Annotated in this window: 14 protein-coding genes and 2 tRNA genes; 11 read left to right on the top strand and 5 right to left on the bottom strand. The window is 68.6% G+C overall.

The genetic code is table 11. The features are described from left to right. Entirely contained in the window at positions 1-969 is a 969-nt protein-coding gene (locus ABSH63_RS05935; protein ID WP_352888295.1) for a glycosyltransferase family 2 protein, read from the top strand. On the opposite strand, the gene ABSH63_RS05930 is transcribed toward ABSH63_RS05935, so the two are convergent. Beyond that, positions 894-2795 (bottom strand): DUF2298 domain-containing protein, encoded by a 1902-nt coding sequence (locus tag ABSH63_RS05930; RefSeq protein ID WP_352888294.1) that lies wholly within the window; start codon positions 2793-2795, stop codon positions 894-896. The genes ABSH63_RS05935 and ABSH63_RS05930 overlap by 76 nt on opposite strands. A gap of 255 nt (positions 2796-3050) precedes the next feature. On the opposite strand from ABSH63_RS05930, the gene ABSH63_RS05925 reads away from it, so the two are divergent. Together ABSH63_RS05925 and ABSH63_RS05920 are read left to right on the top strand one after the other, a co-directional pair. Then, positions 3051-5765, top strand: coding sequence for a PD-(D/E)XK nuclease family protein (locus tag ABSH63_RS05925; protein ID WP_352888293.1), 2715 nt, complete (start codon positions 3051-3053; stop codon positions 5763-5765). Next, complete coding sequence (locus ABSH63_RS05920) at positions 5762-9169, top strand: UvrD-helicase domain-containing protein (RefSeq protein WP_352888291.1); 3408 nt, start codon at positions 5762-5764, stop codon at positions 9167-9169. The genes ABSH63_RS05925 and ABSH63_RS05920 overlap by 4 nt, the downstream gene beginning before the upstream one ends. Positions 9170-9440: 271 nt before the next feature. Here the strand turns inward: ABSH63_RS05920 and ABSH63_RS05915 are convergent, their stop codons facing one another. Beyond that, positions 9441-10937 (bottom strand): DUF3336 domain-containing protein, encoded by a 1497-nt coding sequence (locus tag ABSH63_RS05915; RefSeq protein WP_352888289.1) that lies wholly within the window; start codon positions 10935-10937, stop codon positions 9441-9443. 198 nt (positions 10938-11135) lie between these two features. Between ABSH63_RS05915 and ABSH63_RS05910 the strand changes: the two genes are divergently transcribed. The 4 genes from ABSH63_RS05910 (at position 11136) to ABSH63_RS05895 (ending at position 15559) form a co-directional block, all read left to right on the top strand. Beyond that, complete coding sequence (locus ABSH63_RS05910) at positions 11136-12047, top strand: AAA family ATPase (protein WP_352888288.1); 912 nt, start codon at positions 11136-11138, stop codon at positions 12045-12047. 88 nt (positions 12048-12135) lie between these two features. Continuing rightward, positions 12136-13137, top strand: coding sequence for a DUF58 domain-containing protein (locus ABSH63_RS05905; RefSeq protein WP_352888287.1), 1002 nt, complete (start codon positions 12136-12138; stop codon positions 13135-13137). Then, positions 13134-15089 carry a transglutaminase TgpA family protein gene (locus tag ABSH63_RS05900; RefSeq protein WP_352888286.1) on the top strand — a complete coding sequence of 652 codons (1956 nt, stop codon included), beginning with the start codon at positions 13134-13136 and terminating at the stop codon, positions 15087-15089. The genes ABSH63_RS05905 and ABSH63_RS05900 overlap by 4 nt, the downstream gene beginning before the upstream one ends. A 134-nt stretch (positions 15090-15223) precedes the next feature. Further along, positions 15224-15559, top strand: coding sequence for a 4a-hydroxytetrahydrobiopterin dehydratase (locus tag ABSH63_RS05895; protein WP_352888284.1), 336 nt, complete (start codon positions 15224-15226; stop codon positions 15557-15559). A gap of 1 nt (position 15560) precedes the next feature. On the opposite strand, the gene recR is transcribed toward ABSH63_RS05895, so the two are convergent. From recR to ppsR, 3 genes are all read right to left on the bottom strand, one after another. After that, on the bottom strand, positions 15561-16169 hold the full coding sequence (recR, locus tag ABSH63_RS05890) for a recombination mediator RecR (RefSeq protein ID WP_352888283.1): 609 nt from the start codon (positions 16167-16169) through the stop codon (positions 15561-15563). Positions 16170-16196: 27 nt separating this feature from the next. Next, complete coding sequence (locus ABSH63_RS05885) at positions 16197-17900, bottom strand: alkaline phosphatase D family protein (RefSeq protein ID WP_352888281.1); 1704 nt, start codon at positions 17898-17900, stop codon at positions 16197-16199. A gap of 130 nt (positions 17901-18030) precedes the next feature. Then, a complete protein-coding gene (ppsR, locus tag ABSH63_RS05880) occupies positions 18031-18873 on the bottom strand; it encodes a posphoenolpyruvate synthetase regulatory kinase/phosphorylase PpsR (protein ID WP_352888279.1) in 843 nt (280 codons plus the stop codon). Between the two features lie 70 nt (positions 18874-18943). Between ppsR and ppsA the strand changes: the two genes are divergently transcribed. From ppsA to ABSH63_RS05860, 4 genes are all read left to right on the top strand, one after another. Then, positions 18944-21316: a phosphoenolpyruvate synthase gene (ppsA, locus tag ABSH63_RS05875; protein WP_352888277.1), complete on the top strand. Its 2373-nt coding sequence runs from the start codon at positions 18944-18946 to the stop codon at positions 21314-21316. After that, on the top strand, positions 21286-21960 hold the full coding sequence (locus ABSH63_RS05870; RefSeq protein ID WP_352888276.1) for a ribonuclease T2 family protein: 675 nt from the start codon (positions 21286-21288) through the stop codon (positions 21958-21960). The genes ppsA and ABSH63_RS05870 overlap by 31 nt, the downstream gene beginning before the upstream one ends. A 56-nt stretch (positions 21961-22016) precedes the next feature. Next, positions 22017-22092, top strand: a tRNA-Ala gene (locus ABSH63_RS05865). 126 nt (positions 22093-22218) lie between these two features. Next, positions 22219-22294: transfer RNA gene (locus ABSH63_RS05860), tRNA-Glu, on the top strand. Positions 22295-22346: the final 52 nt, after the last annotated feature.

Below are 22346 nucleotides of genomic sequence, written 5' to 3'. Positions count from 1 at the left end.
GTGTGTGTGATCGTCCCGGTCTTCAACGAGGCCGCGGTCGTGGGCGAACTATGGCGCCGTATCGACGCCGTGGCCGCGCGCGCGCCGCGCTATGCCTTCCGGATCGTGTTCGTCGACGACGGCAGCCGCGACGGCAGCTTCGACGAGCTGACGCGCCTGGCCGCCCATGACCCGCGCATCACCGCGCTCAAGCTGTCGCGCAACTTCGGCAAAGAAGCGGCGATGACCGCCGGGCTCGACTTCGCCGTTGGTGATTGGACCGTGATCATCGACGCCGATCTGCAAGATCCGCCGGAACTGATGCTCGAGATGCTGGCGAAAGCCGAGCAAGGCTACGACGTGGTGTACGCGCGCCGTCACGCCCGCCGCGGCGAGACCTGGCAGAAGAAGTTCTTTGCGCACCTGTTCTATCGGCTGATGGGCGCGCTCAATCCGGGCTTCGACCTGCCCCGCGACACCGGCGACTACCGCGTGATGTCGCGCCGCGCCGTCGCGGCGGTACTGCGCCTGCGCGAGACACACCGTTTCATGAAAGGCATCTTCGCGTGGATCGGCTTCCCTTCCGCCGAGGTCCTCTACGACCGCGAGCCCCGGCATGAAGGCCGGTCGAAGTTCAGCTTCCTGAAGCTGCTCAACCACGCGATCGACGGCATCACCTCGTTCTCGACGGCGCCGCTGCGTATCGCCACCTACCTTGGCCTTCTGGTCTCTTTGGCCGCCTTCGTCTACGGCAGCGTGATCGTCGTCCAGACCTTGCTGTACGGCAACCCCGTCGCCGGCTTTCCCACGCTGATCACCAGCGTGCTGTTCATCGGCGGTGTGCAGCTGCTGTGCCTGGGCATCATCGGCGAGTACGTCGGCCGCATTTACGGCGAATCCAAACAGCGCCCGCTCTACCTCATCGAACGCGTCGTCGGCGCAGCGCCGGCGGTGGCGTCGGGCACGCAGGGCGCGGAAGCCACGAAATAGCCGATCACCGGCGTCACCGCGGCAGCGGACACCTGCTCGAAACGAAACGCCGGCGCGAGGGCCCGCGCATGGGCCTGTACGGTGCGCGCATCCCAGCCGAGGCTGCGATCGACCAGCACGTAACGGATGCTCAAGGCGCGCAACGACGCCGCGTCCGGTCGCTCGAACCATTGCTGCATCGCATCGGATCGCCGGCGCTCGGCCTCATCCATCGCGCCGATCTGTGACAGGTGCGCGCTCCAGCCGCTGTACGTCGGCCAGCCGAGCAGCGTCGACACCAGCGGGCTGTCGGTGTAGGCATTGTGCTGCCGCCGTTCGAGCGTCGCACCAGGACACTGCGACGACAGCGCGGCATAGAGCTCGCGGTGGTCCTCGCGCTGCAACATACGCTGCGGCTGCAGCGCCCAGTTGCGCTCGCGCATCGGCACACGCGCCGACGGCGCCAGTGCATCGACGAGTTGCAGGACCGACAACGCGAGCAGCGGCGTCAGCACCAGCACTTGCAGCCAGCGGCGCGCATCGCGCGCGGCGAGCAGCAGCACGGCGGCGGTCCAGCCGGCGAGCGCGAGACTGCCGATCTTGAGCACGCCGTTGAAGCGTTCATAGCGCTCAGCGTAAGGATCGTCCATCAGCAAGATCTCGAGGCCGACGACCATTGCGATGAACGGCAACACCATCGTCAGCCGCAGCCGCAGCAGCGCCAGCAGCAAACTTACGCACAGCAGCGGCCCCCAGACCAGCCCGAACAAGGGGATGGTCGAGCGCCGCTCGGCCGGCAGCCACGCCAGCGATACACTGCCCGTCGGCAGATCCAGACTCAGCAACAGCGGCAGCAACAACACCAGCGCCCCGCCCGCCCCGAGCAGGCCGGCCTGCACGTCACCGGCCTCGCGGCGCCGGAGCATCGCGTAAGCGCCGAGCAAGGCAAAACACGGCAGCGTCCATGGGTTGAGTGCGAACGACAAGGGCACTGCCGCAGCGGCGATCGGCGCGGCATCCAGCTGCACCCGCACCGCACCGCGCACATGCGGCTCGGCGCCCACCTCACCGAACAGCGCGCCGATCACGATCGCCAGCAGCAGGAAGGTAAACACCGGCGGATGCAGATCGCCGAGCCAGCCGATCAGGTGAGCCAGACTCTCGATCGGATAGGCGTCGCCGGATGCCACCTGCGCGAGCCAGCCGCCAGTGGCCAGATCCGCCCACTCCGGCAGACGCACATGCGCCATACCGCGCAGGTGCTCGGCGATCGGCAGCGCCCCCGAGGCCACGAGCGCCGACAGGCCGGTCGCCGGAAACGTCGCCGTGAACGCGGCGAGTGCGCGGAAGACGAACGCGCCACGCAGCACCGCCCAGTAATTGGCGAACACCAGCACCGGGATCAGTATGAGGAACAGCGCATAGCCGATCCCCGGATGCAGGCCGAGCAGCCGCGTGTAGAAGGCGACGATGTAGAAGCCGAGGTAGTAATAGTGTGTGATGACCGATCCGGGATTCCACAACTCCGCGGCCGGCCACTGCTGCGCCTGCACGAGGCTGACGATGTAGTGCAGGTCGTAGATGTTCTCGCCGAAAGGACTGAAGCGAAACGCGCAGGCGCGCAACACGTAGATCGCTGCCGCGAGTGCGACGCAGTTGAGGACGGCCGGCGTTAGGGCGCGCAGACCCGGCCAGCGCCAGCCGCTTCGATGAGGCCAGGCGATGCCGAACGCCAAAAGCACGAGGTCGCCGGCAAATACCGCCGCCGATGGCAGACCGAGCAGCCGCAGCCCGAGATCCGCCGTCGGCACGATGAAGACGAAGAGCAGCGAGAACCACGCGGTCATCGAAGGTCGGCGGCGAACGACGGCAGGGGCCGGCATGATAGCTGGACACACCGCCGCACCCGACGCGCGCCGCAGTTGCCCACTCCGCCGGGCGTTCACACCGAACCCAGTCCGGCTCCCCCAAATGAGGTGCATCGCCCCTCCAGCGCGCACCCGCCTGACCGATCGAGCGCTGGATCACCAACTCCCGGATCGACGCCGACTGCCGCTATGCAGGCTCGGATTTTGAGCCTGTGCTTCGTCATACTCTGCTGCATGAGGATCAGCGATCTGCGGTCGATGGAACGCGCGGCCCTGTTCGAGCGCCTGTCGCACGCCGACACTGCCGACACGCTCGTCCTGTGCGTCAGCCCGCGTCTGGTGCAGCACCTGCAGACGGCGTACGCGCGCTGGCAGGCGGCGCGCGGAATGCGGACGTGGCGCACGCCAGCAATCCACACGGCTGAAACCTGGCTGCAGGCGCGCGCCGACACCCTGGGCGTGCCCGAGGCGCAGGCGCGCGGCCTGTCGGCGGCACGTACAGAGCTGCTGTGGCGGCTCATCGTCCATGAGTCGCGCGAGGATTTCACGATCTTGCACGAAGGCGCGGCGGCGCGAGCCGCGGCCCAGGCCTGGCGGCTGTGCGCCGACTATGAGCTCGCGCCGCCCTTGCCGGCGTCATCGCCGGAGATAGAGGCTTACAACCGCTGGGCACGGCAGTACCAGGAACGTTGCGCAAAGCTCGGTTGCCGCGACGCCGCTCAGCTTCGCGCCGACACCATCGCCGCCCTGGCCACGGCGCCGGCGCTGCCGGGCACGATCGTGCTCGCCGGCTTCGAGACGATCCTGCCCTGGCAGCAGCGGATGCTGGCTGCGCTGCGCGATCGTCGCTGCGAGCTGCTGCGGCTGGATGCGCAGGCGCAGACCGCCAGCGTCAGCGCCGTGTGTGCACCGACGGCGGAGCAGGAGCTGCTCGCCGCCGCGCTCTGGGTTGCCGAACGCGCACGGCGCACGCCGGATGAGCGCATCGGCGTCATCGTGCCGGATCTGCACGCACGCCGAGCCGAGCTGATCCGCGTCTTCGACCAGGTGCTGTGCCCGGCGTTCGACACGCTGAGTGCCGGTTCCGCGGTGCGTCCTTACAACCTGAGCCTGGGCGAGCCGCTCGTACATTTCGGGCTGGTGCACTGCGCGCTGCTATTGCTGCAATTGCTGGCCGAAGGTCTGGATCTGCCGGCGGCCGGCGCGCTGCTGTGCTCGCCCTACTGGGGCGCCGGTGAAACCGACGCGACCGAGCGCGCCGAACTCGATCGGCGCGCACGCGCGCAAGGGCATCTGCGGCTCGATCTCGCCACGCTGATGCAGCTCGCGCGGGATCGCGACCGGCTGCGCGCCGCGCTGGCGCGCCTGCCAAGGCTGTCAACACTGCACCGCGCCGACCTGCCGACCTGGGCCGACCGCTTCAGCGAGGCGCTCGATGCGGCCGGCTGGCCCGGCCCGCGCACACTCGACAGCGCGGAGTTCCAGGCGCTGGAAGCCTGGCGCGATCTACTCGCCGAACTCGGCGCGCTCGAGGACGTGCTCGGGCCGGTATCGGCGTCCGTCGCCTTGGCCCAGCTCCGCCATCTCGCCGGCGAGCGCATCTTCCAACCGCAGACGCCGCCGCTCAACATCCAGGTGCTCGGCGCGCTGGAAGCACAGGGTCTGGATTTCGATGCGCTCTGGGTCATGGGACTGGACGATGAGAGCTGGCCGCCAGCGGGGCGCCCGAATCCGTTCATCCCCTTCGATCTGCAACGCCGCCTGGGCATGCCGCACGCATCGACGATGCAGGAACTCGCCTGGGCCGAGCGCACCACACAGAACTGGCGCGCCGCAGCGGGCGAGGTCGTCTTCAGTTGGGCGGCGAGCGACGGCGACCGGCCCCTGTCGCCCAGCCCGCTGATCCGGGACGAAGCCGCACGCGCGCAACGCCTGCCGCCGACGAGCGGGCCGCAGCACTGGCAGGCGATGCGCGCCGCTGCCGAACTGGAAACGCTCACCGACGTCTACGCGCCGCGCCCGGACCCGCAACTGCCGCTGCCCGGCGGTACGCGTCTGCTCGCCGATCAGGCCACCTGCCCGTTTCGCGCGTTCGCGAGTCACCGTCTCGGCGCCGCGGCGCTGGAGGAGCCGGGCTACGGTCCGAACCCGATCGACCGCGGCTTGCTCGCGCATCGCACGCTCGAAACTCTTTGGCGCAACTGGCGCCACCATGGCGCGCTCGCCGCGCTGGACGACGCCGCGCTCGACGAGGCGATCGCCGCCGCCGTCGACACCGAACTCGACCGCGCGGCCGCTCGCGCACCGCAGCGCTTCGCACCAAGGATGCGCAGCCTCGAAGCACGGCGCCTGCGCGCACTGCTGCGCACCTTCTTGGAGATCGAACGCGAACGCCCGCCGTTTTCGGTCGAAATCATCGAGGGTGAGCCGCTCGATGCCGAGACACCCGGCATCTCCGAGCGCAGCTTCGGCGGACTGCGCTTGCGCCTGCGCCCCGATCGCATCGATCGCCTCGACGACGGCCGGCGCCTGGTCATCGACTACAAGACCGGCGCGGCGCGCAAACCCCCGTGGCGCGACGGCCGCCCCGAGGAACCGCAACTGTTGCTCTACGCACTCACCGAGCCGGACATCGACGGCATCGCCTATGCACGCCTGCGCGTCGGCGAGGTCGGCTTCGACGGCCTGGCCGCATCCGACGAGATCGCGCCCGGCATCAAACCCTATGAACGCGAGCGCGACACCCGCGATGCGGCGAGCTGGTCAGCGCTGATGGGCCGCTGGCGCGGCCAGCTCGAAACCGTCGCCGAGGAGATCGGCCGCGGGCTGGCCAGCGTCACGCCCAAGCATCCGCGCCAGTCTTGTCGCGACTGCCAGCTCCACGCGCTGTGCCGCGTGCGCGAGTCCGCGCCGTGGGCGGCCGCCGCAGACGAGGAGGTCCTGCCATGAGCGCGGCCGACGCCTTGGCCGCGGATGCCCGGGCGCGCGCGGACGCGCTCGATCCGACGCGCAGCTTCATCGTCCAGGCGCCCGCCGGTTCCGGCAAGACCGAGCTGCTGACCCAGCGCCTCTTGGTGCTGCTCGCCGGCGTCGACGAGCCCGAGGAGATCGTCGCCATCACCTTCACGCGCAAGGCCGCGGCCGAGATGCGGCACCGCGTGTTCGACGCGATCGGCCGCGCCCGCGAATCCACGCCGCCGCCGGAGCCACACCGCCAGCACACCTGGACACTCGCACGCGCCGTGCTCGCACGCTCGCAGGCGCGCGGCTGGCGGCTCGACGAGACGCCGCAGCGTCTGCGCATCCGCACCATCGACGCGCTGTGCGCCGAGATCGTGCGCCAGTCGCCGCTCGGCTCCGGGCTCGGCGGCGCGCTCGAGATCGCCGACGACCCCGTGCCGCTGTACCGCGAGGCCGCGCGCGCCGTGCTGCGCGCCTTGGAAACCGATCTATCGCAGGCGGCGGCGGTCGCGCGCGTGCTCGAACACCTCGACAACCGCACGGCGCGTCTGGAGCAGCAACTGATCGAGCTGCTGCGGCGCCGTGACCAATGGCTGGCGCTGGTCACCCGCAGCGCCAGCGCCGGCCGCACGCGCGCGTTGCTCGAAGCGGCCTTCGCGGACGTGATCCGCGCCGCCCTTGCGCGCGCCGACGCAGCGATCCCACCCGCGCTCAAGGTGCAGTGGCTGCGCTCCGCCACGCATGCCTCGGCGCAGCGGCGGCTGTCGGCGCCGGAGCTGCCGCTGCATCGTGTCGACACCGAGCGCTGGCCGGTGTGCGAGCCGTCGGCCCTACCGCACTGGCGGGCGCTGCTGGACCTCGTGTTCACAGCAGAGCGCAACTGGCGTACCAAGGTGGACGCCACCTTGGGCTTTCCCGCCGGCAAGACCAAGGCCGAGAAAGCGCTACTGGAGCCAGCGCGCAGCGCACACCAGGCGCTGATCGGCGAGCTGGCCGCAGTGGACGGCGCGCAAGAAGCCCTCGCCGCGCTGTTCGATCTGCCGGCGGCGTGCTATAGCGATGAGGAATGGGCGGTGCTCGAGGCCCTGCTCGACACCCTGCGGCTCGCCGCCGCCGAACTGCGCCTGGTGTTCGCGGCGCGCGGCGTCGTCGACTTCGCCGAGATCGCGGCCAACGCCGTCGCCGCGCTCGGCGACGCCGAGGCCCCGAGCGAACTCGCGCTGCGCCTGGACTACCGCGTTCGCCACCTGCTCGTCGACGAGTTCCAGGACACCTCGCAGACCCAGTGGCGGCTGCTGCAGGGCCTGACCGCCGGTTGGAGCGCCGACGACGGTCGCACGCTGTTCGCGGTCGGCGACCCGATGCAGAGCATCTACCGCTTCCGCGAGGCCGACGTCGGCCTGTTCCTCGATGCCGTCGAACGCGGCATCGGCGCGCTGCCGCTGACCCCGCTGCGTTTGCAGCGCAACTTCCGCTCGCAGGCGGGTCTGGTCGACTGGGTCAACACGCATTTCGTCCAGGTGATGCCGCAGCACGACGACCGCGATCTGGCGGCGGTGTCGTTCTGCACCGCCGCTGCCGCGCGCGAGCCCCTCGACGGCCACGCCGTTACGGTCCATGCGCTGATCGACGCCACCGCTGCCGCCGAAGCCGAGCGCGTGCTGCACATCCTGCGCACGGAACGCGCACGCGACCCCGGCGCGCGCATCGCCATCCTGGTGCGCAACCGCGGCCACCTCGACGCCATCGGCGTAGCGCTGCGCGACGCCGGGATCGACTATCAGGCCGTCGACATCGAGAGCCTGTCCGAGCGTCCGCTGATCGGCGATCTGCGTGCGCTCACGCTGGCGCTGCTGCACCCCCTCGACCGCATCGCCTGGCTCGCCGTGCTGCGCGCGCCCTGGTGCGGGCTCAAGCTCGCCGACCTGCACGCGCTCGCCGCCGACCTGCCTGCGCACGACAGCCTACTCGCGGCGATGCACGATCCCGCGCGCGTCGACCGACTCGGCGACGACGGCCGCGAACGCCTGCTGCGGCTGCGGGCGGTGATCGCGCAGGCGCAGGCGCAGCGGGGACGCCTGCCGCTGCGCCGCTGGGTCGAGGCCACCTGGGTCGCGCTCGGCGGACCGGCCTGCGCCACCGCGCCGACCGCGCTCGCCGATGCCGCCGCCTACTTCGATTGCTTGCAGCGCCTGGCGCCGGGCACCACGCTGGAGGACCCGTCGACGCTCGATCTCGCCTTGCACGAGCTCAAGGCGAGCGCCGAAGGCAGCGGCGATGCCGGCATCAGCGTGATGACGATCCATAAGTCCAAGGGGCTGGAGTTCGATGTCGTCATCGTCCCCGGCCTTGGCCGCGACACGCGCAGCGACGATCCGCCGCCGGTGGTCTGGGAACAGCTCACCGACGGCGCCGGCAAGGCACGTCTGCTGCTCGCGCCGGTGCAGGCGACCGGCGCCGCGCGCAGTGCCAGCTACGATTACCTGCGCCTGCGCCAGCAGCGCAAGCAGCGCTACGAGGACGGACGCCTGCTCTACGTCGCCGTCACCCGCGCACGCCAGCGCCTGCATCTTGTCGGCGCCGTCGCGCGCGGCGCCGACGGCAAACTCACCCGACCGCCCGAGCGCAGCCTGCTCGCGCGGCTGTGGCCCGCCGTCCGGGCCGATTTCGACGCGGCGGCGCAGGCACCCACGCCGGCCGAGGACGTCGCGCCGGTCGCCGATGCTCCGCCGGACCCACCGCCGCTGCGCCGCCTGCGGAGCTGGCCGATCCCCCCGCGACCAGCCGGCCTGCCGCTACCAACCCCTCAAGCCGCTATCGGCGGCGAGCCCTTGCGCTTCGACTGGGCCGGCGAAACCGCGCGCGCGGTCGGCGTGCTCTACCACCGCTATGTGCAGCGCATCGCCGAGGACGGCGTCGGGCAGTGGACCGCGGCGCGCTGTCGCTCGCTGGAGGCCAGCCTGCAATCGGCCCTGCGCGATATGGGCGTGCCCAGCGCACGCCGCGGTGATGCCGCCGCGCGCGTGCTGCGCGCGCTGGTCAACACGCTCGACGATGCGCGCGGCCGCTGGCTGCTCGACTCGCGTCATACCGACGCCGTGAGCGAGTTCGACCTCAGCACCCTGCGCGACGGGCTACTGCAACGGCGCAGGATCGACCGCTGCTTCGTCGACGGCGGCGTGCGCTGGATCGTCGACTTCAAGACCAGCACGCACGAAGGCGCCGACAGCGCCGGCTTCGTGCGCAACGAACTCGCGCGCTACCGCGCGCAACTACAGGACTACTGCGCGCTGATGCGCGATTACGACCCGGCACACCCGCCGCGGGCAGCGCTGTACCTGCCGCTGATCGAAGACCCGGCGCTGCGCTGGATCGAGCTGGACGAGGCGTGAGCCGGTGCGCGGGCACGCGCACGCAAAGGGCGCGACCCCAGCCTGATGCCCTCGTCGCGGGACCGAGCCGCCGAACCGGGGCGCGAGACGGAATCGGCGAGTGCGCAAGGAGCCTGGACGGTAGGAACCTGGCAGGCGAGGCAAAGCCATTTCGAGGCAGGTTTCGCGTTGGCTTGAGGTGAGTAGCGGGTTCTATTGGCCGAAAAGCAGCGCGGAAGATGCCCGAAAAACGGCGGAGCCGCAGCCGCCTGCGTTTCTACCGTCCAGGCTCCTAGCCACCACGCGTGCGTACCACGCGCAAATCGGGCTTGGTCCCCGGCGTCGGCGCCGCGAGTCGCGCCTGCGGCCCACGCTCGATACGCTCGATGCAGTCGTTCAGCGTCTGACTGATCAGGGTCTGGTTGCGGATCATCTCGATGCGCGGCCAGGTCGCGCGCTCGCCCTCCAGGATGAAGCGCTTGATCGACTCCATGGACGGATTCGAGGTGACGTTCGCATACCGCCACAGACTGACCTCGGGCAGGATGTTGATGTTGCCGCGATACTCCTGATCGAGAATCGACGAGCCCAGATCCAGCGTGCGTCGCAGGTTGCCCATCGGCAGGCGGTGGCGCACCAGATCGATCACGCTCTTGGCCTGACCGCGCAGGCTGGAATAGGCGAAGTCGCGCGCACCGTGCAGCACGTTGCCGTCACCCGGCTCGCGCCGCGACACGAACGGCAGCACGTGCGGATTGGTCTGGCTGACGATGAAGTGGTTGACGTTGTGCAGGCGACGCATGCGCAAGATCGGCAAGTCGGACTTGAGCGAGCCGTCGTTCCAGCGCAGCAGCGGCATGTACGGCACGCGCTGGCCGCGCTCGTCCTGCGTCATCAGCATCACCGGCGGGAACAGCACCGGCACCGCGCAGGAGGCGAGCACCGCCTCGTGCAGGTACAGGTAAGGGAACGTCAGGTGGTTGAGCAGACGCGGCGGCTGGTTCACGCCCGCCGGAGACACGGTGATGTTGATGACGCGACCGGAGCGCCGGTAAGCCTCCTCGAAGGTCCAATCGCGTACGTTGGCGGCGATCGCCTTGCGCAACTGGTTCTGGTCCATCAGCGCGCGATTGCGCAGCATGTCGCGCCACGGCAGGATGCGCCAGAAGTGGTAGTACGCGGCTTCCGGATCGAGCAGCTCCTCGACCTCATGCGGCTCGCGCGTGCCGACGGTCGCACACACCACCGAGCCGGCGCTGGAACCCGACATGATCGGCGGCACCAGCCCCTCGCGGTACAAGGCCTTGACGACGCCGACGTGGAACAGGCCCAGCGTCGCGCCGCCGGAGAGCATCAGCGCCGAACGACCGTAGCTGTGCGCGACCTCGGTGAAGAACCTGTGCTTGTCGGCCGGCGGGAACTCCGGCGCATCCAGATCGGCCAGATATCGGAGCGTCTCGGAGATCTCACCGACGTAGTCGTGGATGAGCCGCTTGGTGCCGACGCGTGCGCGTTCGTACAGCCGCGGATTGCCGATGTTGCCGAGATTCCAGTGCAGACCCTGGCGCAGGTGGTGCACGAGCTTGGCGATTTGTCCTTCGGCGCGCAGCTGGCGCACCTGACGCAGCCGAGCCCGGATCAGGCGCCAGTCGTAGTCGGCGCTGGCATCAGCGTCGCGCCATTCATCGTAGCCATCGAGGCGGTCCAGCGCCTCGGCGGCGGCGCGCCATTCGGCGTATGTGGTGGCGTTCTGCAGGTCTCGACTGAGTTGCCGCTTGTGACGATTCACGGGTGTCTCGGGACAATCGAATGATCGGTATGGTGCGGCCGCGTCCACGCCACCGCAAGCGCTTGCGCGCCGCGACCATGGCTGCCGGTCGGGTGGAATGCCGCCGTTGGTTGGCTATGCCTCGAGCGCAGGCTCCGGAAAATCGCGAAGCGCTTCAATACACTGCCGGGAGTTCGATCGGATTGGGGGACGCCTTTCATGACCGCGCCGCTGCATCAGGCTTTGCAGAAGCTCGACACCATCATCCTCGGCAAGCCGGCACAACTGCGGCTGGCGATGACCTGCCTGCTCGCGCGTGGCCACCTGCTGATCGAGGACATGCCCGGCGTCGGCAAGACCACGCTGGCGCTGGCGCTCGCCAAGGTGCTCGGGCTGGACTTCCAGCGCGTGCAGTTCACCTCCGATCTTCTACCGGCCGACATCCTCGGGGTTTCCGTCTACGACGCACGCGAGGTGGCGTTCCGCTTTCATCCGGGGCCGATCTTCTCGCAGCTCGTGCTCGCCGACGAGGTCAACCGCGCCAGTCCGAAGACGCAATCGGCGCTGCTCGAAGCGATGGAGGAGCGCCAGGTCACGATCGAAGGCACGACACGACGGCTGCCCGAGCCGTTCTTCGTGATCGCGACGCAGAACCCGGTGCAGCAGATCGGCACCTTCCCGCTGCCCGAGTCGCAGCTCGACCGCTTCCTGATGCGCATCTCGCTGGGCTATCCGCCGCCGGAGGCCGAACGCGCCTTGTTGCAGGAGCGCGAGCGTCGCGATCTTTTGCTCGAAACGGCTGCGGTGCTGGCGCCCGCGGAGCTGCTCGCGCTACAGCAGCAGGTGCAGCAGGTGCGCACCGCGCCGGCGCTGATCGATTATCTGATGGCCCTGATCCGGCGCACGCGCGAACTGCCGGGCTTGCGCCAGGGCCTGTCGCCGCGCGCCGGGCTGGCGCTGCGCCGCGCCGCGCAGGCCTGGGCGATGATCGAGGGTCGCGGCGGCGTGATTCCCGAGGACGTGCAGGCGGTGTTCGTCGCCGTCGTCAATCATCGACTGCTCGCCGCCGCCGAACGCGAAGGCGCGTCGATCACGGCCGAGGAAGTGCTTGCGCAGGTCGCGATTCCGTGACGGCGGTTTCCAGTGGGGAGTTTCCAGTCTCCGGTCAAAAGCCGCTGCGTTCTGGCAACCGGAAACCGGAAACTGGAAACTGAGCGCCATGCGTGCATGGCTCTTGTTCAAGATCCTTCTGCACCCGCTGCGCTGGGCGCAGGAGCGCATCGACGCCTGGGTCATGGCCAGGGTCAAGCGTCAGCCGGGGCCGATCGCGATCACACGCCATCGCGTCTACATCCTGCCGACGCGCTTCGGCTACTTCTTCGCGCTGATGCTCTTGGTGATGCTGCTCGGTGCGATGAACTACTCCAACAGCATGGCCTTTCTGCTGACCTTCCTGCTCGCCGGCATCGCGCTGGTGTGCATGCACCACACGCACGCGAACCTGGTCGGCGTGCAACTGCGCGCCGGCCACTGCGAGCCAGTGTTCGCCGGGGAGACCGCGCACTTCGAGCTGTACATCGACAACCCCTCGACCACGCCGCGCTACTCACTCACGGCGAGCTGGCCCAAGAACGAGGGGCAGGCCGTCCCTTCGGATGTGGCCGCACTCGGTTCCGGCTCGTTCCTGCTGTCCCTGCCGGCGACGCAGCGCGGCTGGCTGGATGCGCGCGTGTTCAGCGTCTCCACCGAGTATCCGCTCGGCCTGTTCCATGCGTGGACCTGGGCGGAGCTGGACATGCGCTGCCTGGTGTTCCCGAAACCGGCCGCGCACGGCGGCGAGCCGCCGGCCGCTGCCGGAACCGGCGGCCTCGACAGTGGCGACCGCAGCGGACAGGACGAGTTCGCCGGCTTGCGCAGCTATCGGCGCGGTGACACCCCGCGCTCGATCCACTGGAAGAGCCTGCCCAAGCTGCAGCACCCGATGGTCAAGCAGTTCGCCGAGACCCTCGAGCAGGATCTGTGGTTGGACTACTCGGCGCTGGCCGCACTCGATACCGAGGCACGGCTGTCGCAGCTCGCGCGCTGGGTGCTCGACGCCGAAGCCGCGATGCGCCACTACGGCCTGCGCCTGCCCGGCGCGCTGATTCCGCCGGGCCGCGGCGATGCGCATCGCTTCGCGTGCCTCAAAGCCCTCGCGCTGTTCGACGCCGACGCCGCATGAACGAGTACCTCCCCCTGGTCTCGCTGTGGCGCCTGCTCGCGGTGCTGCTGCTGGTCATGTCGCCACACGCGCTGCGTCTGCCGGCCTGGGAAACGGTGAGCATTCTTGCGCTCATCCTCTGGCGTGGCCTCGCCGCCCACCAGCAATGGCGCCTGCCACCGACCTGGCTCAAGATCGGCATCGCCCTGCTCGCCCTCGTCGGCGTACTGTGGTCCTACCAGGGCCGCATCTCCGGGCAGAACGCCGGTACCGCGCTGTTGTGCATCATGGCGGCCCTCAAGCTGCTCGAATTCCGCGGCCGCCGCGACGTCATGGTCGTGGTGTTCCTGATGTACTTCATGCTGCTGACGCATTTGCTGTTCTCGCAGGAGCTGTGGACCGCGGCCTATCTGATCGTCTGCGTCGTCGCCACCACGGCAGTACTGGTCGAATGCCAGCACCGCGGCGCGCTGCCGCCGCGGCACACGCTGCGCAAGGCCGGCGCCATCGCCCTGCAGGCGCTGCCGCTGATGCTGTTGCTGTTCGTGCTGTTTCCGCGCCTCCCCGGCCCGCTGTGGGGCCTGCCGGCGGACGCCGGTGCGGCGCGCAGCGGCCTGTCCGATCGCATGGGTCCGGGCGACATTTCAACCCTGATCGAGTCCGACGAGGTCGCGTTTCGGGTCGAATTCGACGGTGCGGTGCCGCCACCGTCGAAGCGCTACTGGCGCGGCCCGGTGTTCGACCATTTCGACGGCCGCGCCTGGACCAACGGATTGCCCACGCTCGCCGCCGGCGACGCCCCCGAGATCGAACTGCGCGGCGAAGCGGTGCGCTACCAGATCACCCTCGAACCCCATCGCGCACCCTGGCTGTTCGCGCTCGATGTGCCCGCGCCCGCCTCGCTACCCGGCGACGCCTTTCTCGGCCGCGATGGCCAGTTGCTCGCGCGCAAAAGCGTGATCGAACGCCGCCGCTACGCGCTGAGCTCGTACACGGACTATCGCCTTGCACCGACGCTGCGGCATCCGCGCCGTTATCTGCGCCTGCCGGAGGGCTTCAATCCGCGCACACGCGCGCTCGCGCGGCGCCTACGAGAGACGCATCCGCAGGACATCGAAGTCGCGCGCGCCGTGCTGCGCATGTTCCGCGAGCAGCCTTACGTCTACACGCTGCAGCCGCCGGCGCTCGGCCGGCACAGCGTCGATGAGTTCCTGTTCGACACGCGGCGCGGCTTCTGCGAACACTATTCGAGCGCCTTTGCCGTTCTGATGCGCGCCGCGGGCATCCCGGCGCGCGTGATCGCCGGCTATCAGGGCGGACGGCTCAACGAGTTCGGCGGCTATTACGTCGTGCGCCAGTCCGACGCGCACGCCTGGACCGAGATCTGGATCGCCGGCGCAGGCTGGGTGCGCATCGACCCGACCGCGGCGGTGGCGCCGGAGCGCATCGAACAGAGCATCGAGGCGGCGCTGAGCGAACTCCAAGGCCTGCCGGGCCACCTGTCGGCGCGCACGCGTCTGCGCTACTACCTCGAAGCGCGCTGGGATTTGATCAATGCTCGGTGGAATGCCCTGGTGCTCGGCTACGGTCCGGAGCTGCAGCAGCAGTTCCTCGGCCGCTTCGGGCTCGGCGATCTGCGCCGCATGATCCTCGCGCTGACCGTTGGCCTCACGGTGACGCTGGCGCTGCTCGGCCTGATGCTGCTGCGCAAGGCCGCGCCGGCGCGCATCGAGGATGCGGCGCTGCGCCAATGGCGCCGCTTCACGCGCAAGCTCGCTCGCGCCGGCCTGCCGCCCGGCCCCGCCGAAGGCCCGCGCGACTACGTCGATCGCGTCGCCGCCGTGCGGCCGCAGTGGACGGCGGCGCTGCGCAGGATCGTCCATCTGTATCTCGGCAGCCGCTATCAGCTCGATGCCGACACCGCGGCGCTGCGCGAGCTGGCACGCGCGGTGCGCGAGTTCCGCGCCCGTTAGGACTTCTGCGATCATCACCGCACACTGCGCGCGCGCACGCACTCGCCGCGACCCCTTTGCGGCGGCGAGCGCAAGTGTCAGGGCCGGGTGCAATGCCGGCTAAACTTGTCCGGTCTTTGCCGCGGACGCTGGCGATGTCTGATCTCTCCAAGAAGCAGTGCACCCCCTGCGAAGGCGGCGTACCGCCGCTGGACCTGGCCGCCGCCACCTCACTCAAACGGCAGCTGCACGCGCGCTGGCGCATCGTCGAGGACGGCAAGGTGATCGAGGCGCAGTTCGGCTTCGACGACTACTGGCAGACCACGGCCTTCGTCAACGCGGTGGCGTGGATCGCACATACCCAGGATCACCATCCGGACATCAGCTTCGGATACAAGACCGCAACGGTGCGTTACTGGACACACGCGGTCGGCGGCTTGAGCGAGAACGACTTCATTTGCGCCGCGAAGATCGACGCTTTGCTCGAATGATCTAGAGGCTCGTGCGTCCGCTGAGCGCGTGCGCGAGCGTGCCGGCGTCGACGTATTCGAGCTCACCGCCCATGGGCACGCCGTGGGCGATGCGGCTGACGCGGATGCCGCGCGCCTTGCCCATCTCGGCCAGGTAGTAAGCGGTGGCTTCGCCCTCCACGGTCGGATTGGTGGCGATGATGAGCTCGCGCACCCATCCGGCATCGAGCTGTTCGCTCAATCGAGGCAGGCCCAGCTCGTCCGGGCCGATGCCGTCGATCGGCGACAGTCGCCCCATCAGCACGAAGTAACGGCCGCGATACGGCGTGCCCTGCTCGATTGCGATCAGGTCGGCCGGCCCTTCGACGATGCACAACTGGCCGGTTTCGGTGCGCGCGGCGCTGCAGTAACGGCAGCCCTCGCCCTCGCAGAACATGCGGCACTGCGTGCAGCGGCCGATGTTGTCGAGCGCATCGAGTAGCGCCGCGGACAGCGCGCGCGCGCCATCACGCTCGCGTTCGAGCAAGTGGAAGGCCATGCGCTGCGCCGACTTGGGGCCGACCCCGGGCAGACGCCGCAGGGCGTCGATCAGGCGGGTCAGACGCGGCGGATACGATGACGGTGGGCTCACCGCGACAGCATAGCGGCTCGACGCGCGCTACGGCGCCAGCGCGGGCGCATCCGGCTTGGGCGAGGTCTGCTCGGCGGTGACCAGGCGCCGCGTCCCGGCGGCGACTGCAAAGGCGGCGCCGAAGCTCTCGCTGCCGCCGGGTTCGCTGACGGTTTCGACATACCAGTGCTCGCCGACCACCCGCTCGGCCGTGATGTCGAGCAGCAGGTAACCCTTGCGCGCGAGATCCACGTACTTCATGTGCGGATTGAACAGCCGCACCAGCGGCGCGAACTCGGCCAGCGGATCCAGCCCCGGCGAGGTCACCGAGGTGCAGACGAACTCGACGCCGAGCGAGCCCTCGCCGGTCAGTGGATCGTAGACCAGCGGATTGACTGGATCGCGCGCAAGATCCATCGCCCACGAAGTATGGATGTCGCCGGTCAGCACCACCGGATTCTCCACACCCAGGGTTTCGAGCAGATCGAACACGCGCATGCGTTCGGCACGATAGCCGTCCCACTGATCGGTGTTGATCACCAACCCGCCGGTGCTGACGATCGGCAAGCCCTGCAGCAAGGTCTGCAACTGCTCGACCGGCAGGCCGGTCAGCGCCGAGAGTTCAGGCAGGCTGGGAATGCGCAACTGGCCGAACATGACCTGCTGGCCGAGCAGCTTCCAAGTCACGCCGGGCGCCGCGAGCTGTTCTTCGAGCCACGCCAACTGCTCGGCGCCGAGCAGGCGGCGCGCCGGGTCGTTCATGTCGGACGCACCGGTCAGCGCGGCCTGCAGATCGCGGCCGATGAGCCGCGTGTCCAGCATCACGAAATCCGCCAGCTCGCCGTAACGCAGGCGCCGATAAATGCGCTCCGGGCGCGCTGGCTCGGGGGTGCGGATCGGCAGCCACTCGTGATAGGCCTGCACACCCCAGGCCTTGCGCTGCGCCCACAGCCCTTCATCGGCTTCGGTGTGGTTGTTCGCGCCGTCGCGCCAGGCGTTGTCGGCGGTCTCGTGATCGTCCCAGACGGCGACGACGGGATGCTGGCGATGCAGCTCCTGCAGATCCGGATCGGTCTTGTACTGGGCGTGGCGCGTGCGATAGTCGTCCAGCGTCAGAATCTCGTGCGCGGGCTCGTAAGCACGCACGTCGCCGTACTCGCCACTGCCGTACTCGTAGATGTAGTCGCCGAGGTGCAGCACGAGGTCGAGGTCGGCGCGCTCGGCCAGCCGGCGATAGGCGTTGAAGTAGCCGTGCGCGAGGCTGGAGCAGCACACCACCCCGACGCGCAGCCGCGCCAGCGCACCCTGCGGCGCCGTGCGCGTGCGCCCGACCGGCGACTGCACCGCACCGACCGAGAAGCGGTAGTAGTACGTCGTGGCCGGACGCAGCCCCGTGGCATCGACCTTGACCGTGTAATCGCGCGCCGCATCGGTGACGACACTGCCCTGGCCGACGACGTCCCGGAGCGCCGCATCGGTGCAGATCACATAGTCCACCGTGGTCGGTGCGCTCACGCCGCTGACGCGCGTCCACAGGATCACGCGATCGGCGAGCGGATCGCCGCTGGCGACGCCGTGGCGGAACGCCGCCATGCCATCGCCGGAACCACGGCCGCCGAGGCCGTCGCTGGAACCGCAGCCCGGCAGCAGCGGCAGACCGCCGGCGAGCGCCGAGCCCAGCGCGGCGCGGCGCAGGAAATCGCGGCGCGTCAAGTGACGGTGGCGTGGCTTCGGGCGGCGCGGTGCGGACATGGTGTTTCTCGCTCGGGTGGACCTGTGCGGTAGCGGCGCGCCGACCCGGTCCGCATCGCCATGCCGGGGATGCGGATCGTCAGCGGCGCGCCCAATGTATTGATCGTACTGCGAAACGGTTGCGGGGCCGTTACCGCGGCGGCTCTCCAGGATAGCCGTGCTTGCGCAGATGCTTTTCCTGCAAGACCACCGTCGCGATCTCCTCGATCGACATGCTCGCCGAGTTGACGTAGGGGATGTTGTGCTTGCGGTAGAGCTGTTCGGCCTGACGCAATTCGTAGGCGCACTGCGAGAGCGAGGCATAGCGCGATCCGGGGCGGCGCTCGCTGCGCACCTGCGCCAGACGCTCGGGATCGGACGTCAGGCCGAAGCAGCGCGCCTCCAGGCCCTTGAGCGCGGCCGGCAGGCGCTGGTGCTCCAGATCGTCCTCGGTCAGCGGAAAATTGGTCGAGAACAGACCGTACTGCAGCGCCAGGTACATGCTGGTCGGCGTCTTGCCGCAGCGCGACGGCGCGATCAAGATCAGATCGGCACGCGACAGATCACGCGTCGACGCGCCATCGTCGTGCTCCATCGCGTAGTGCACGGCCTCGATGCGCGCGTCGTAGCGTCGCCGATCGGCGACGCCATGCGCGCGCCCCTGCGCATGGGTCGAGCCGACCTTGAGCTCCTGCTCCATTTCGTGGATGAACCGGTCGAACAAGTCCATGAACAGGCCCTTGACTTGGCGCAGGATCTCCCGCACCTCGTCGCTGACCGTGGTGCTGAACACCAGCGGCCGCTGCGCCGTCTGCTCGCCGACGAAATTGATATAGTCCACCGTATTCCTCGCGCGTTCCGCCGTGTTCACGAAAGGCAAAGTGGTCTTGTCGAAGACCAGACCGTCGAACTGCGTCAGCAGCGTATTGCCCCATGTCTCGGCGGTGATGCCGGTACCGTCGGACACGAAGAAGACGGGACGTGCAATGGCCATACGATTGTCGTGCGGACGCGGCACTGCCGCAGTCCGTCCACTTTACCTGCAAGCGCAACTGGCGTAGCGAATGAGCAAGACGGTTTTGTGGTACTCCGCGCTCGGCATGCACGATGTCGAGATCGTCGGCGGCAAGAATGCCTCGCTGGGCGAGATGATCCGCAATCTCGCCGCATCCGGCGTGAGCGTCCCCAATGGCTTTGCGACGACGGCCGCGGCTTACCGCGAGTTCCTTGCTTACGAGAATCTCGCCGGACGCATCCAGCAGATGCTCGATGGCCTGGACGTCGACGACGTGCGCAAACTCGCCGAGACCGGCAAGGCGATCCGCGCTGCGGTCGCCGCCGCGCCGTTCCCGGCCGCGCTAGAGCGCGACATCCGCAGCCACTACGAGCAGCTCGTCGAAGAATCGGGGGCCGAGATTTCGGTGGCCGTGCGCTCCTCGGCGACCGCCGAGGATCTGCCGGACGCCTCCTTCGCCGGCCAGCAGGAAACCTTCCTCAACGTCCAGGGCATCGACAACGTCCTGCGCGCGATCAAGGAGGTGTTCGCTTCGCTGTACAACGACCGCGCCATCGCCTATCGCGTGCACCACGGCTTCGATCACGCCGCCGTCGCCCTGTCGGCCGGCGTGCAGCGCATGGTGCGTTCGGATCAGGGTGCGAGCGGCGTGATGTTCACGATGGACACGGAATCCGGCTTCCAGGACGCGGTGTTCATCACCTCGTCTTACGGCCTCGGCGAAGCCGTGGTCCAGGGCGCGGTCAACCCGGACGAGTTCTACGTCTACAAGCCGGGCCTGAAGGCCGGACGCCCGGCGGTGCTGCGCCGCAATCTCGGCGAGAAGGCGCGCAAGCTCGTTTACACCGCCGATCGCACGTTGGGCAAGACCGTCGAGTTCGTCGACGTGCCGATGGCGGCGCGCCGCCAGTTCAGTCTCACCGACGACGAGGTGCAGGCACTGGCTCGGCAGGCGCTCATTATCGAGGCGCATTACGGCCGCCCGATGGACATCGAATGGGGTAAGGACGGCATCGACGGCAAGCTCTACATCCTGCAGGCGCGCCCGGAAACGGTGAAGTCGCGCGCCAGCACCAACGTGCTGCGCCGCTACAGACTGAAGAACAAGGGCACGGTGCTAACCGAGGGCCGCGCGATCGGCCAGAAGGTCGGTGCCGGGCCGGTGCGCATCCTCGACTCCATCGAGCAGATGACCCGCGTACAGCCCGGCGACGTGCTGGTCACCGACATGACCGACCCCGACTGGGAGCCGATCATGAAGCGCGCCAGCGCAATCGTGACCAACCGCGGCGGCCGCACCTGCCATGCGGCCATCATCGCGCGCGAACTGGGCATCCCCGCCGTCGTCGGTTGCGGCAACGCGACGCAGGTGCTCAAGGACGGCGCTGACGTCACCGTCTCCTGTGCCGAAGGCGACACCGGCTACGTCTACGAGGGTCACGTCGACTTCCAGGTGGACGAGGTGGCGCTCGACAAGATGCCGGAGGTGCCGGTCAAGATCATGATGAACGTCGGCACGCCGGAGCAGGCCTTCGACTTCGCCGCCCTGCCCCATCGCGGCGTCGGCCTCGCCCGCCTCGAATTCATCATCAACCGCCAGATCGGCATCCATCCGCAGGCGCTGCTCGAACTCGATCGCCTGCCGCCGGAAGAACGGCGCCTGATCGATCCGATGATCGCGCCCTACGGCAATCCGATCGACTACTTCGTCAAGCGTCTGGCCGAAGGCGTGGCGACGATCGCCGCCGCGTTCGCGCCGGAGCCAGTGATCGTGCGCATGTCGGACTTCAAGTCCAACGAATACGCCAATCTGATCGCCGGCCGCCGCTACGAGCCGCACGAAGAGAATCCGATGATCGGCTTTCGCGGCGCCTCGCGTTACATCGCACCGTCGTTCCGGCCGTGCTTCGAACTCGAATGTCGCGCGATCAAGTACGTACGCGACGAGATGGGACTGACCAACGTCAAAATCATGATCCCGTTCGTGCGTACGCTCGACGAGGCGCGGCAGGTCAACGAGATCCTCGCAGCCAATGGCCTCAAGCGCGGCGACAACGGTCTGCAGGTGATCATGATGTGCGAGCTGCCGTCCAACGCCGTGCTCGCCGAGCGCTTCCTCGAATATTTCGACGGCTTTTCGATCGGCTCCAACGACATGACGCAACTCACGCTCGGCCTGGATCGCGACTCCGGCCTGATCGCGCACCTGTTCGACGAGCGTGACGAGGCGGTTAAGGCGATGCTGGCGATGGCGATCAGTGCCTGCCGCAAGCACGGCAAGTACATCGGCATCTGCGGCCAGGGGCCGTCGGATCACCCCGAACTCGCGCGTTGGCTGCTCGATCAAGGCATCGAGTCGATGTCGCTCAACCCCGACACGGTGGTCGAGACATGGCTGTATCTCGCCGCTCAGAAGGCTTGACGCGCGCGTTCTCGGCACTGGTCGCGCTGTGCATCGCCGCGGCGGCTCTGCCGGTCGCGAAGGCCGACGAACCCGGCCGCTTCGACTACTGGGTGTTGGCACTGTCGTGGTCGCCGCAGTTCTGCCGCTCGCAGCCGTCGAGCGAACAGTGCGAGTTCGACCACGGTTTCGTCGTGCATGGCCTGTGGCCGCAGTACGAGCGGGGCTACCCGGAGTATTGCGGCGAGCGCCAGCGCGTACCCAAGGACCTCGTCGAGCGCATGCGTCCCTTGATGCCGAGCGCTGCGCTGATCAACGCGCAGTGGCGCAAGCACGGCACCTGCAGCGGGCTCGACATGCGCGAGTACTTCCTCCATGTCGAGCGCGCGTGGCGCAGCGTCGTCATTCCCGAGCGCTATCGTGAACTCGGCGAGACCGAACGCACCCGACTGCGCGCGATCGAGGATGCCTTCATCGCGCTGACGCCGAACCTGTCGAGTGAGAGCATCGCCGTGCAGTGCAGCGGCCGCTGGCTGCGCGAAGTGCGCATCTGTCTGGATCGCGATTTCCAACCGCGCGCCTGCGGATCCGATGTCGAGGACCGCTGCAGATCCGAGGTCCATGTGCGTCCGATGCGTGGGCGCATCGTCCGTCAGCGTCCCTGAGAAAGAAGAAGTTCCCAAGCGAAATCGTTTGGGTATAATGCGCGCCCCTAGCGTGTGGGGCTATAGCTCAGCTGGGAGAGCGCTTGCATGGCATGCAAGAGGTCGTCGGTTCGATCCCGACTAGCTCCACCAAAACTCGCGAAAACCACGGTCAGCTCCTCGGAGCCATCCATGGCGCCGGGTCCCTGGCACACCATCCATGGTGTGCCGGCTCGGCAAACGCGAATGTCCACCGGACATTCGCAAGCTGTTTGCCTCGTCCCCATCGTCTAGAGGCCTAGGACACTGCCCTTTCACGGCGGTAACAGGGGTTCGAATCCCCTTGGGGACGCCACTTCACGGCGGGCAAACCTTTGTCGATCGCTCATCGCGCGCACCCTCAGCCC

The sequence above is a fragment of the Sinimarinibacterium thermocellulolyticum genome (assembly GCF_040327995.1).
Lineage (GTDB): Bacteria > Pseudomonadota > Gammaproteobacteria > Nevskiales > Nevskiaceae > Solimonas > Solimonas thermocellulolyticum.
Note: the sequence above shows the minus strand (reverse complement) of the source record. Positions and strands in the feature narration are given on the sequence as shown.